12 protein-coding genes are annotated in these 13326 nt (G+C 53.8%); 5 read left to right on the forward strand and 7 right to left on the reverse strand.

From position 1 onward, the window contains the following. Positions 1-8 precede the first annotated feature (8 nt). The 5 genes from GGE09_RS06795 to GGE09_RS06815 all read right to left on the reverse strand — a co-directional run bounded on the left by GGE09_RS06795 (position 9) and on the right by GGE09_RS06815 (position 4081). Positions 9-236, reverse strand: a complete 228-nt coding sequence (locus GGE09_RS06795; protein WP_309745207.1) for a twin-arginine translocase TatA/TatE family subunit — start codon at positions 234-236, stop codon at positions 9-11. 124 nt (positions 237-360) lie between these two features. After that, the gene (locus GGE09_RS06800; protein ID WP_309745209.1) at positions 361-720 is read right to left on the reverse strand and encodes a hypothetical protein; all 360 of its coding nucleotides are present in this window, start codon (positions 718-720) and stop codon (positions 361-363) included. A 167-nt stretch (positions 721-887) separates the two neighbouring features. Then, on the reverse strand, positions 888-1973 hold the full coding sequence (locus GGE09_RS06805; RefSeq protein WP_309745211.1) for an ABC transporter ATP-binding protein: 1086 nt from the start codon (positions 1971-1973) through the stop codon (positions 888-890). Positions 1974-2049: 76 nt separating this feature from the next. Next, positions 2050-3144, reverse strand: a complete 1095-nt coding sequence (locus GGE09_RS06810; protein WP_309745213.1) for a hypothetical protein — start codon at positions 3142-3144, stop codon at positions 2050-2052. 157 nt (positions 3145-3301) lie between these two features. Then, positions 3302-4081 carry an SDR family oxidoreductase gene (locus tag GGE09_RS06815; protein ID WP_309745215.1) on the reverse strand — a complete coding sequence of 260 codons (780 nt, stop codon included), beginning with the start codon at positions 4079-4081 and terminating at the stop codon, positions 3302-3304. A gap of 148 nt (positions 4082-4229) precedes the next feature. Here GGE09_RS06815 and GGE09_RS06820 point away from each other — a divergent pair, with 148 nt between their 5' ends. The 3 genes from GGE09_RS06820 (at position 4230) to GGE09_RS06830 (ending at position 8180) form a co-directional block, all read left to right on the forward strand. Then, entirely contained in the window at positions 4230-5000 is a 771-nt protein-coding gene (locus tag GGE09_RS06820; RefSeq protein WP_309745217.1) for a M48 family metallopeptidase, read from the forward strand. 91 nt (positions 5001-5091) lie between these two features. Beyond that, positions 5092-6912, forward strand: coding sequence for an ABC transporter ATP-binding protein (locus tag GGE09_RS06825; protein WP_309745219.1), 1821 nt, complete (start codon positions 5092-5094; stop codon positions 6910-6912). 383 nt (positions 6913-7295) lie between these two features. Then, on the forward strand, positions 7296-8180 hold the full coding sequence (locus GGE09_RS06830; protein ID WP_309745221.1) for a LytTR family DNA-binding domain-containing protein: 885 nt from the start codon (positions 7296-7298) through the stop codon (positions 8178-8180). A gap of 39 nt (positions 8181-8219) precedes the next feature. Here the strand turns inward: GGE09_RS06830 and GGE09_RS06835 are convergent, their stop codons facing one another. Next, positions 8220-8684: a BrnA antitoxin family protein gene (locus GGE09_RS06835; RefSeq protein WP_309745223.1), complete on the reverse strand. Its 465-nt coding sequence runs from the start codon at positions 8682-8684 to the stop codon at positions 8220-8222. 190 nt (positions 8685-8874) lie between these two features. Here GGE09_RS06835 and GGE09_RS06840 point away from each other — a divergent pair, with 190 nt between their 5' ends. Beyond that, positions 8875-10485, forward strand: a complete 1611-nt coding sequence (locus GGE09_RS06840) for a peptide chain release factor 3 (RefSeq protein ID WP_309745225.1) — start codon at positions 8875-8877, stop codon at positions 10483-10485. Between the two features lie 40 nt (positions 10486-10525). On the opposite strand, the gene GGE09_RS06845 is transcribed toward GGE09_RS06840, so the two are convergent. Then, a complete protein-coding gene (locus GGE09_RS06845; RefSeq protein WP_309745227.1) occupies positions 10526-11335 on the reverse strand; it encodes a hypothetical protein in 810 nt (269 codons plus the stop codon). A gap of 288 nt (positions 11336-11623) precedes the next feature. On the opposite strand from GGE09_RS06845, the gene GGE09_RS06850 reads away from it, so the two are divergent. Continuing rightward, positions 11624-13198 carry a DEAD/DEAH box helicase gene (locus GGE09_RS06850; RefSeq protein WP_309745229.1) on the forward strand — a complete coding sequence of 525 codons (1575 nt, stop codon included), beginning with the start codon at positions 11624-11626 and terminating at the stop codon, positions 13196-13198. The last annotated feature ends 128 nt before the right edge of the window (positions 13199-13326 follow it).

Here is a 13326-nt window from a genome sequence, read left to right on the forward strand (position 1 = left end):
CACAAAGGTCAGGATTTGTCTTTTTCAGGTGTGACGTCTTTGGCGTCGTCCATTGCAGCGGTTTCCAGCTCGTCTTTGCCTTCAGCAACGCCTTTTTTGAACGATGTGATGCCTTTGCCCACTTCGCCCATAAGGTTGGAAATTTTGCCACGGCCAAACAGGACCAGCACAACAACAGCAATCAACAAAAGGCCAGGCAGGCCGATGTTTTGGATGAACATAGGTGTAGGTAGCATTTTAAGTCTCCGAGTGCGGCGCGATCCAGCGCGCCAGTGCAGTACGGGGTACATTTAATATTTTTGGAAAGGGGTTCAAACCCCGAAACGGCGGCATTCGGGGGGATTCAGACGGAATTTTCTATCAGATCGCGCCATTTTCGCGCTGGACCGCACCAAAGGCACGGTCCAGCTGCGGGTGTGACGGGGCTGCATCACGCATAGACCACCGCTTTTTGATTGCAATTGTCCCCAGGCAAATCCAGACGATCTGGATCAAGGCCGAAGCTAGATTGAAGTTTTGTGTCAAGCTGATCAATACAAATGTCGCCGCCATAGTGTTCAACGAAAAGAACAACAGCCCGCGACTGTCGATCCGCTGAAAGGTCACCATGGTATAGTTTGTCATGTAAATCATGAAACCCAGCACCCCGATCCCGTTACAAATCAGGGACATAACCGGAATACTATTTGGGTCGCGCGCTATACCTAAAAAATCAGACACTTTATTCTCCAAACGCAATCAATGGATTGAGTTAGCCTGCGAATTTCGAATGGAAAAGTGACAATAATCACAGTTAGGGACGGTTTCACGAGTTTACCCAAGGGAACCGCATTATTCACGTAAAACTGACGCCCGTTTCACAGCGCCTTCACACCTTTGGGAACTACCTAGGTTTTGGGAAACACAAAACAGCGGTCACGGCGCATGGACAGCCACAACGCACGTCCGGCTTCGGGCAGGAAAACGCCCGGCACCGTCACCTGCAAACTGGACCCGTCATAATCCATGGTGAATTCCACCAGTGAATGATGCCCCAGATACCGCGCACGGCTGACGATACCGCGTGCGGGGGTGCCCTCTTCCACTGTCGGGTTCGGCCCGCGCCCGTTCCGGTCAAAATCAAGCCGCAGATGCTGGGGGCGAATGATGATTTCAACGGCGTCACCGTCCTTGGATCCGGGTACCAGAAACTGACCAAACGGCGTTTCTGTCAGCGCGTTTTTCACCACGCCCGACACCACATTCACATCTGAAAAGAATGCTGCCGCTGCGCGGTCCACAGGGGCGTTGTAGATATTATAGGGCGCGCCCATTTGCACCACACGGCCATCGCGCATCAGCGCAATCTGGTCGGCCATTCGCATGGCCTCAACCGGTTCATGGGTTACGAGCAGAACCGCCGTGCCCTCGTCTTTCAACAGTTCCAGCGTGGAATCCCGAACCTCGTCGCGCAGACGGTCATCAAGGCCGGAAAACGGTTCATCCATCAGCAAAACACGGGGTTTGGGCGCAAGGGCGCGGGCCAAAGCCACCCGCTGTTGTTCGCCGCCTGACAATTCATGGGGGTATTTCCCACCATAGCCCTGCAGGTCAACCCGCTCTAGCAAAGCGCCAATCCTTGCGGTTTTTTCAGCCTTTGAACCGCGCAAACCGAAGCCCACATTACCCGCCACATCCAAATGGGGAAACAGCGCAAAATCCTGAAACATCAACCCGATAGAACGGTTTTCCGGCTCTTGATGGTGGCGGTCATCCGACACAATCGCCCCGTCAATCAACACCGCGCCACCGCTTTGGCGGTCCACGCCCGCCGCAATCCGCAAGGTCGTCGACTTGCCACAGCCCGATGGACCAAGCAGGCAAATCACCTCGCCCGCTTCAAGGGTAAGCGACACATCCGCCACCGCCGTCTGCCCGCCAAAACTGCGGGTGATCTGCTGTAATTCTAACCGAGGTGGGTCTTGGACGGCCAAGGGGCACTCCGCTTCTGGTATCCTATGATTTTGGTCAGATAACAGCGCAACAGCAGGTCAGCAAGTCCACTTTACGCTAGGGCGCAGTCAGATCAAAACAGCCCGCCCCCCGTTCCACCCCGTTAATCTGCACCAAAACCGCATGCTCCCCCGCATACAGGCGATACGTCGTCGCATCCGCTTTCAGCCGGTGCCGTTTGCGCAAAACCACGGTTTCCCCGGCCTTCAAGGCCAGTTGTTTCAGCTTGAACACTTTGGGTTTGCGCTGCCCATCCGCTTTGACAAACCCGATGGCGTAATCCACCAGCAGCTGTGCTGGCGCTGAAGCCGTCACCGTCATCTCAAATTCAAAAGCCTCACCAAATGCGATGCTAGGCGGTGTCACCCGCACTGCAGACAGGGTTATCGGCGGATCAGGCACATACCCCAACAAGGCCATCGCCTGTGGGTCGCCCTGTTTAATCAACGTGCGCAGGGCATGGCGGATGATCCAATCCATTTCCCGCGGCTCTTGGCGACCCTCTCGCTGCCAACGGGCCAAAGTCTCCACCACCAGCCCTGCATCCAGCTTGGCAATATCATTCAAATGGTTCGCCACTGACCGCGTCACATAACGCGTGGGGTCACAATACAACTGGTCCAACAAAGGCAGCGGCGCCCCATATGCCAAGCCAACCTTCTTGCCCCATGGCAGACGGGGCCGCGTGCCCTCGCTTACCAAACGCCGCAAATGATAATTCCCATCCACGGCCCATTCCGCCAGAACAGCCACAACCCGCGCTTCATGGGCATTCAGAAAAGGACGCAGGGTGAATTCCATGGAAAACCGCTTGGTCAAAGCACAAATCGCCTCCATCGAGCGATCAAAATGCCCCAAGCCGTGACTGGAAACAAACTCTCCAAAGGGCGCAAAGATAAAATCACCAAAATCATCGTCGGTTTTCAAAGGATCGAGTTCAGGCGGCAAGGCCCGTAAAATAACGGCCACTGCATCATCAAAATCATCTGGCAGATACACCGCCAAAACCCGTGCAATCAAATCAATCCGTTGCTTCAACTCTAGCGACAACAATTCTGCCATCACATCGCGCGTGAACCCAGCCCCGTCAAACCGCGGATCCGCACCTGCCAAAAGCCCTGCCAGATAAGCCACTTTTTGTTGATTAAACAACGCATCCTTCAAACTAAACCGCTCTTCCACCCAGTCCGTTCCCCGCTTCAATGTTCCCCAAATACTCAAAAATCCGACCGCGCAGCCCGCGATCGGATTTTCAATTCTTAACAATCCGCTGCTGACAAAACCTGTCTGCAGTAAGACGGCTCATTCCTTACATGGTGGAATTCACCGCGCCACCGTCCAGCAGGATATTCTGCCCCACGATGAAGCCCGCATGTTGCGAGCACAGGAATGCACACATGGCACCGAATTCGGCAGAAGTGCCATAACGCCGCGCCGGAATCGTCTCACACCGCTGCACCTTAGCCTCTTCAACGGAAATACCCTGCGCCGCCGCCGCGCCACCATCCAGTGAAACAGCGCGGTCCGTGGCATGAATTCCCGGTTGCATGTTGTTAATCGTCACCCCAGAAGGCGCCACCTGCCGAGAGGTCCCGGCCACATAACCTGTCAGACCCGCACGGGCAGAATTGGACAGACCCAGAACCGGAATAGGCGATTTCACCGATTGGGAGGTAATATTAACGACACGTCCCCAACCCTTTTCCATCATGGCAGGCAGACAGGCTTTCATCATGGCAATCGGGGCCAACATGTTGGAATCAAGCGCTTTAATGAAATCGTCCCGATCCCAATCGCTCCACATGCCCGGGGGGGGGCCACCGGCGTTATTAACCAGAATATCGACAGAACCATCCGCCGCAGCCAGAACAGCCGCCTGACCCTCAGCCGTGCTAATGTCAGCCGCAACAGCCGTCACCTTCACACCAAAGCCGCGCAACCGTTCAGCTGCTTCTTGCAAGGGCCCGTCAGAGCGTGCGTTGATCACCAGATCCACGCCTGCCTGTGCCAAAGCCTCGGCACAGCCATAGCCCAAGCCTTTGGACGCCGCACAGACAATCGCCCGTTTTCCTTTGATCCCTAAATCCATCACCGAATCTCCTCATTTCGTGTTAGGCGTAAGGTACGAAGACGCGGCGGGTAACACAATCGGACTTGGGGGCAGACTTGCAGGTTTCACAAACCGACACAGATATGACAGGCGCTGCCCGCAGCAGCCCCAACCGATGGACCCGCTGATGCCCAGCCCGACACGACCCATTTTTAAAAGTGCCTTGGTGTCGGGACTGGCTTTTCTGGCCGCCTGCACATCGCCCCCACCCAGTGATATTCCACAACAAACCGCGCCAGTGATTACGCCAGAAACAGGCACCCGACCGCTTGGCGAAGGACTCGCCGCCTTTGGCCGCGTTCACAAACGTATTTTACCTGTGGCAAAAGCTGCCTGCCGCCGCGCCCACCCGGGGCAATCAGAAACCCGCTGCGCTTTTCAGTTTGTGGTCGCGCTGGATCGCGGCCAGCCGCCAGACGCAAAATTCACCCGCGACCCGACCGGCCGCCCTGTGATCTTGTTCAATCACGCCATGGTACGGTTTCTGCGCAGCGACGATGAATTTGCTATGGTCATGGCCCATGAGATGTCTCATCAAATTGCCGATCACATCACCCGTGGCCAGACCGAGGTGATGCGCGGCGCTTTGAAAAGTGCAGAAGCCGCCAAAAAAGAAGGGCGCGACGTGAATTTAGCCGCCCGTGCAGGGGCCGAAACTGCACTGGTCGCCTATTCCAAACAGTTCGAACTTGAAGCAGACCGCAACGGCACCATCCTGATGATGCTGGCGGGCTATAACCCGGATGAGGCCATCACCCTGCTGTCCCGCCTGCCCCGCTCCACGGGCCGCCTAAAACGTCATCCCTCTGATCCGGACAGAATCACCCAAGTCCGCGCCGTCGCACAAGAATTCCGTGCCGCACGTTTAGGCACACAGCAGGCTGCATTGTCGTTCTAACCGCTTTAACCCGCAGCAATTGTTGACAGGGGCTGCATCCGCGCCGCAGAGTTCAAGCAGAGTTCCGTTTGAAGAAATGCAGGAGAATCCCATGCCCGATGGCCAGCCGCTCGTCTCGTTTGAAAACCTGCGTGTCGAGTTCGAGACCAATTCAGGGGTCGTTGTCGGCGTTGAAGATGTGACTTTTCACATTAATCCCGGCGAAACCGTCTGTGTTGTGGGCGAAAGCGGGTCTGGCAAGTCTGTGTCGTCGCTGTCTTTGATGCGTTTGGTAGAATATGGCGGCGGAAAAATCGCATCGGGCAAATTGAATTTCACACAGTCTGACGGAACAGTTAAGGATTTAACCACCGCAGACGCTGATCTGATGCGCACCATTCGGGGCAACCAGATCGGGATGATTTTCCAGGAACCGATGACCTCGCTTAACCCCGTGTTCACGGTGGGGCGGCAACTGACCGAAGGTTTGCGGGTTCATAAAGACCTGTCCAAGAAAGAGGCCGAAGCCCGCGCGTTCGAGCTGTTGCAGCGGGTGCGGATACCTGAACCGGAACGGCGTCTGACCCAATACCCCCACGAGTTATCAGGCGGGATGCGTCAGCGGGTGATGATCGCCATGGCGCTGGCCTGTGAACCCCGCCTGCTGATTGCCGATGAACCGACAACTGCGTTGGACGTAACAATTCAGGCTGAAATTCTATCCCTTATCAACCGCTTAAAGGAAGAAACGGGCACCGCGGTTCTGTTCATCACCCATGATATGGCGGTGGTTGCGCAGATGGCAGACCGTGTGGTGGTGATGTATCGCGGCAATCTTGTCGAAGAAGGCTCGGTCACGGATATTTTTGAAAACCCCCAACAGGATTACACCCGCGCCTTGCTGGCAGCAGTGCCAAAACTGGGGGAAATGGCGGGCAAACCCAACCCCGAACCTATGGCCATCATGGGAGAGGTGAACGCCAAAACGCCACAGCCGATCATCGCGGGGACTGAAATCCTGCTAGAGGTAAAAAACCTGACCACGCGCTACCCCGTCAAAGGCGGGTTGTTGCGGCGCACGGTGGCCAATGTACATGCGGTTGAAGACCTGTCCTTTACCCTGCGGCGCGGGGAAACCCTGTCGCTGGTGGGCGAAAGCGGTTGTGGGAAATCATCCGCAGGACGGTCGGTTTTGCGCCTTGAAGAACCGCTGAGCGGGCAGGTTAATATCAACGGCGTTAACATTCTGGACATGAACGGCAGTGAACTGCATGACGCGCGGCGCAATATGCAGATGATTTTTCAGGATCCGTTTGCCTCGCTCAACCCCACCCGCAAAGTGGTGGATCAAGTGATAGAGCCGATGATAAATTACAACATCTGTCCGCGATCCGAAATGCGGGATCGGGCGCGGGAATTGTTCAACCGTTGCGGTTTGAATGACACGTTCCTCGATCGCTTCCCCCATGAATTTTCCGGCGGTCAACGCCAGCGGGTTGCCATCGCCCGCGCCTTGGCCCTGCGCCCCAAACTGATTGTATCAGACGAGGCCGTGTCTGCCCTTGATGTATCAGTGCAGGCGCAGGTGTTGAACCTGATGATGGAACTACAGGCGGAAATGGAACTGTCCTATCTGTTCATCAGCCACGACATGGCCGTGGTGGAACGGGTGTCCCATCAAGTGGCGGTGATGTATCTGGGGCGGATCGTTGAAATCGGTCCGCGCGCGGCGATTTTTGAAAACCCGCAGCATGATTACACGCGCACCTTGCTGTCGGCTGTGCCCCGCCCTGATCCACGGGACCGCCAGATCGACAAAGAGCTGAATTTCAAACCGATTCCCAGCCCGATCTTTCCGGTCAGCCACACACCAGCCCCCTCGCGCTACCGCGAGGTATCGCCCGGTCATCGGGTGCTAGAGCCGCTTGAATAGCTGGTTTTAAGGGGAAATCTTTTCGGCTGGCCCGCTTCTAGGCGCTGGCCGAAGGTACTCACTACGCGACACAACTAAAATAGGGCAATAGATGGCCAGCGCCCCCGTCACGTAATCGCGACGAGTACGTCATCAACCCTATGTGACAGGGCAATAACAACGCAGTTTACGTGAATGGCATGGCTTGCTTCGTGAATGGTATGGCGACGCAAGGTAAATCAAAAAGAATCCACTCATAGTTGATTTCCCTTTATCGAATAGGTAAAATGTTATTGATAGATCAACACGTTACGTGGCATCCCCATTGCTTTGGCAGCCAGACGCCACCAGAATTTAAGGCAATATCCGATCGAAATGCTGTTTGAAATAGGCATGATCTGCAGATGAACCTGCAAGAAAACGCCCCAAAGGACCGCGTTACCCTGTCCCGTGTTTTTCGCGGAACGTACCGGCAAATGCGCCATCCCCTGACCTTTATTGTCACGTCTGCAAGTGCCGGGGTCTGCGCCTTAGTTGGGCCGTTTGACACTTATAGCACCGATACATTCGTGTTTCGGCTGTTCTTTTGGGGTGTCATTGCCTTTAGTTCGTGTTTTTGGGGAACGGTGGTGGCGATCTGGACGAATCTGCGTTTTCCGGACCAGCTTTTCTGGGTGCGCGCGGCCATCGGGGTGGGGCTATTCTCGCTGCCCTATTTCTCGCTCGCCTGGAGCTTTGCCTTGGCATTTTACCCCCATGATGAACTGCCCCATCCGGCAATTGTTTTCATTCTGGTCATGGTCGTGGATATTTTTGTGTATCTTGGTATTTGGGTTTGTCATGCGGTCGTGGACCAGCAGGCAGCACAAATCACCACTAGGCCTGCATCTGTAGAACCAGCGCCGATAGAACCCGATCCGGCCCGCGCAACGGCTCCTGAACCTGTGGAACCACCGCAACCCCACGCGCCCCCTAAAAACTGTCCATTTCTCAAACGGCTTGGCCCGAATGGGGGCAGTTATTTGATCCGCCTGTCCATGAGCGACCATTACATTGAGGCATATACCGACACGGGAATGCACATGGTCTACATGCGCTTTGGCGATGCCATTACCGAGTTGAATCCCCAAGCCGGCGCCAAAGTTCACCGCTCCCATTGGGTCAGGTTCGCCGAAATTTCTGAAGTGATCCGCGAGGGACAGAAAGTATCATTATTGATGTCTGACGGTGTCACCGTTCCGATTTCGCGCAGCCGTAAGAAAGTTTTGCAGGACAAGGGGATCATTTGACCCCCCGTCCCTCCTCTATTCCCTTTACGACATAACCGTCTATTCCACGCCATGGGCCTTTCGCAGCGTGGACAGGCTGGCTTGCAACTCTTTTTCAAGTGCCGCCAACTGCTTTTTGGTATAAGCCCCGCCGCCCCCTGCCTGAACCTCTTTCAACTTTTGCAGCAAAAGATCCTCTAGCAAGGTGTGGTCCTTTGGACCGACCGAATCCGCATCCCAATGGGATTTAACCAAACCCGATTGCAACGCATGCCAGTAGATCCGCAAGATCGAGTTGATACGCGCCTCAAACCCTTCTCCGAATTTGCGAAACCATTTCAAAAGGTCTTCGTCCAACGACAGGGTAATTTCGGATTTTGGCGGGTTCAAAGGGTGTAACACCGGAATTTCATTCCAACCTGTCGGAAGCGAACCATCAATCCATTTGCTTTGAAAATCAGATTGTAGTTTTTTCAATTCTACGATCAAATCTGCGCGGGCGATTTCTTGTGCTTTTGTAGGCATAATTCACCTTAAAATGAGTTAAAGAAAGCGTCTAACTTACGAAAAACTGGTTAAGGCCCCGTAGCCGCAGCGCCCCTATAGTCTTGCATCTGCCGCGTCAGGGCGGAATAACGCGGATAACTTGCCAGAACCTGCCCCAAACCGCGCAGTTTTCTTGCCACGCCCGCAAACACTATCTATATGCACGCACATGTTAGATCGCACCTCAAACCAGCCTGTGCTGCCACCGGAAATCGACCGCCGCCGCACCTTCGCAATTATCTCGCATCCGGATGCGGGTAAAACCACGTTGACGGAAAAATTTCTGTTGTATGGTGGCGCGATCCAGATGGCGGGCCAAGTGCGTGCCAAGGGCGAGGCCCGCCGCACCCGATCCGATTTCATGCAGATGGAAAAAGACCGCGGGATTTCGGTATCTGCCTCTGCCATGTCGTTTGAATTCCGCGAGTTTTGGTTCAATCTGGTGGACACGCCCGGTCACTCGGATTTTTCCGAAGATACTTACCGCACGCTTACCGCCGTGGATGCAGCGATCATGGTGATTGACGGCGCCAAAGGTGTGGAAAGCCAGACGCAAAAGTTGTTTGAAGTCTGCCGCATGCGCGACATGCCGATCCTGACTTTTTGTAACAAGATGGACCGTGAAAGCCGCGATACATTTGATATTATTGACGAAATTCAAGAAAATCTGGCGATCGACGTCACCCCTGCCAGCTGGCCCATCGGCATGGGCCGCGAGTTTCTGGGCTGTTACGATTTGCTGAATGACCGTCTGGAACTGATGGACCGCGCTGACAGAAATGTGGTGTCGGAATCCATTAAGATCAAAGGTCTGGATGACCCAAAACTGGCAGACCACGTGCCCGCGCATCTGCTGGAAAAGTTTCTGGAAGAAGTGGAAATGGCCCGAGAACTGCTGCCAACTTTGGACCGGCAAGCCTTTCTTGACGGCACCATGACGCCAATCTGGTTCGGCTCTGCAATCAACTCGTTCGGTGTGCAGGAATTGATGGAAGGAATCGGCGAGTTCGGCCCTAAACCGCAAATCCGCCCCGCCGCAGAACGCCCAGTTGCCCCTGATGAAACCAAAGTTTCGGGATTTGTGTTCAAGGTTCAGGCCAATATGGACCCCAAACATCGCGACCGGATTGCCTTTGTACGTCTGTGTTCGGGCCATTTCAAACGGGGTATGAAACTGACCCATGTGCGCACCAAAAAGCCCATGGCCATCGCCTCGCCGATGCTGTTTCTGGCGTCAGACCGAGAGTTGGCCGAGGAAGCCTGGGCAGGTGACATCATCGGCATTCCAAACCACGGACAATTGCGCATCGGCGACGCCCTGACCGAGGGCGAAGCGTTGCATTTCGCAGGCATCCCGTCTTTTGCCCCGGAATTGCTGCAATCGGTCCGCGCGACTGACCCGATGAAAGCCAAACATCTGGACAAAGCCCTGAACCAATTCGCCGAAGAAGGTGCCGCCAAACTGTTCAAACCCGTGATCGGCGCAGGCTGGATCGTCGGGGTGGTTGGCGCCTTGCAGTTCGAAGTTCTGGCCAGCCGGATCGAACTGGAATACGGCATCCCCGTGCGGTTTGAACCGACACAGTTCAACTCTGCCCGTTGGCTGAACGGGCCACAGGAAAAGATTGACACCTTTGTAAGCGTCAACAAAGGCCATGTTGCCCATGATCACGACGGCGACCCCGTCTATATGACCCGATTACAATGGGATATCGACCGCGTTGAGCGGGATTACCCAGAGCTGAAACTGACGGCCACCAAAGAAATGTTGGTAGCATAAAAGACAACGCTAAAAGCGGGCTGAACAGGCTCGTTTTTGGTTAGCCGGATTTGCTCTTTTTCTTTTTCACGTCGACTTTTTCCAACTCCCGAGAGCAATTGATGACAGGATTGTGGTAGAAACTGATCTTCTCGCCCAGATCTTCGGCTGTGGCGTTTTCGTTCAGTTTAAACTGACCCAAACGGGGTTTAAGCACTTTATACTCTTTCAGGAAGTCTTTGTTTTTTAACTCTTTATTTCCTTTCACCCAAACTGCCATAGCGCCGTAACATTTATTGAGCGGCTTCATCATTTTGGGAAATTCCGAATTCCATTTCTTAACATCCTGCTTCTTTTCAATCGCTTCCATCCACTTGAAAAACGCTTTGTAATGCTGATCTTCTTTCTGTTGCAAAGCCAAAACACCCTTGGCCGATTTCTCTGCCTTGGCCTCTTGCCCCTTAATTTCCTGCGCCATGCCTTTGACCTGACTTTCGGTCTGATCCACCAGCGCCTGCAAATCGTCTGTCAGGGATTTATAAACTGAATCAAAGGTTTTCTGCTGAATCTTAACCTTGGGCCGGTATTTGTTAAAATTTGACTTCAACTTTCCTGCGAAAGTTTTGTGGGATGAAACGCATTCCGCCACCGCCCCAGTGTAAGGTTCTAGAAACGGTTCTTTATTGGAATCCCGCGCCATGGCAAAACCGTTGATCAGCTTGTCAGCCTTCTTCAGGTTTTCCACCACGCGCTTGTGTTCTTTCAAACTGTCGGTGAATTTTTTGTCGATATTCAGCGCAGCATAGGTTTTGGGAAAATCGCTAATCAAAGAGGCATAGGTTTTGCCCCAACTGCCAGACATCAGTCGCATGGTGTTTCCTTTATGACTTTTGAAAATACTTAATTGGGAAAACCATACATCAGTCAGCCATTTCCTAAAACATATTCCAGCGTGCGAAAGATCACGCTTTTCAGCTTTTTTTTGTCACGCAAATGGCAACAAACGGCCAAAATACCTGATATTGTTGCGAAACGTGACCGCCACGTTGACTCCGCTGGAAAATCATTTAAGGAAGTGCCCAGAGGAACGGGCCCAATCCGGGGCCCCAGCCGCAGCCAATTTTGCGGTATGAATCAACGCCGTAACAATAAGGCTCTAATGATAAAATTTTCCGATCTGGACCTGGACCCTAAAGTCCTAAAGGCCATTGATGAGGCTGGGTATGTATCCCCGACCCCAATCCAAGCCGCCGCCATTCCCCTTGCGCTGCAAGGCCGCGATGTACTGGGTATTGCCCAGACAGGCACAGGTAAAACCGCCAGCTTTACGCTTCCGATGATCACAAAACTGGCCAAAGGCCGCGCACGGGCCCGCATGCCCCGATCGCTGGTGCTGTGTCCCACACGGGAACTGGCTGCGCAGGTTGCCGAAAACTTTGAAGTTTACGCAAAACATCTGAAACTAAGCATGGCTTTGTTGATTGGTGGCGTCAGCTTTAAAGACCAAGACCAAAAGATTGACCGTGGTGTCGATGTTCTGATTGCCACGCCGGGTCGTTTGCTTGACCACTTCGAGCGCGGCAAACTGATGCTGAACGGCGTACAGATCATGGTTGTAGACGAGGCAGACCGCATGCTCGATATGGGGTTCATTCCCGATATCGAACGCATTTTCAAACTGACGCCTTTCACCCGCCAGACCCTGTTTTTCTCGGCCACGATGGCGCCTGAAATTACGCGGATCACGCAGGAATTCCTGCAAAATCCGGAGCGGGTAGAAGTGGCGCGTCAGGCGACAACAGGTGAAAACATCACGCAGAAAATCTGCATGTTCACCCCGTCGAACCGCACCAGCGAAGCCAAGGAAAAGCGCGAAGTTCTGCGCGAGATCCTAAAGGCTGAAGGCGATGCCATCACCAATGGCATTATCTTTTGCAATCGCAAATCCAGTGTAGATATTGTGATGAAGTCTTTGAAAAAGCACGGTTTTGATGCGGGCGCCATTCACGGAGATCTTGATCAAAGCGTCCGGATGAGGGTTTTGGACGGGTTTCGCGGCGGTGATTTGAAATTGCTTGTGGCCTCGGATGTGGCAGCGCGCGGATTGGATATTCCAGCCGTAAGTCACGTGATCAACTTTGATGTTCCGATCCACTCTGAAGACTATGTTCACCGGATTGGCCGCACGGGCCGTGCGGGGCGTGATGGTAAGGCGATCACTCTGTGTATGCCGTTTGAACAAAAGTATCTGGATAAGATCGAAGAACTGGTCGAAAAACAGATCGAACGTATGGACACGCCTGCCCTGTCGTCCGGATCAAGCAAACCTCGTTCGCGCTCTGAAAAACCGGCGTCAACTGGGGATAAGTCTGAACAACGCACTGAAAAGCCAGCTCCTCGGACACGTAAAAAGCCAGAGCAGGCAAAACCTGCTGCGCAACAGGCTGAAAAACCCGCGGCCCCAGCGGCCCCGAAAACCGAAGCGCCGCGGCGCGGGCGTTCAGAACCAAAGAACCAGACTGTTGGCATGGGCGAGCACGTTCCAGCCTTTTTGTTGCGTCCGCTGGAAATTACCCGCGCAAAAACAACAAAAGAACCTGCGAAATCCTCGCGTAAAACAGCTGAAAAGCCTGCTTCCAAAACCAAAACCGCTGCTAAAAAGCCAACAGCGAAATCCAAAGAATCTGACGCCTCTGTGTCCGAGCCCGTGAGCGAAGAAACCGGCGACGTGTGATATTGTCAGGCGCCGCCCTATTTTGAGGCGGCGTCCGATTTAGAAAGTTGGGCTTGTTAGTCAGCACTTCCTAGGCATAAAAAAAGAGCGTTTCGGCTTTCGTCGAAACGCTCTTTTTCTTTGTGATG

It is taken from the genome of Roseobacter sp. N2S (assembly GCF_031454055.1).
In the GTDB taxonomy this organism is placed as follows: Bacteria; Pseudomonadota; Alphaproteobacteria; order Rhodobacterales; family Rhodobacteraceae; genus Amylibacter.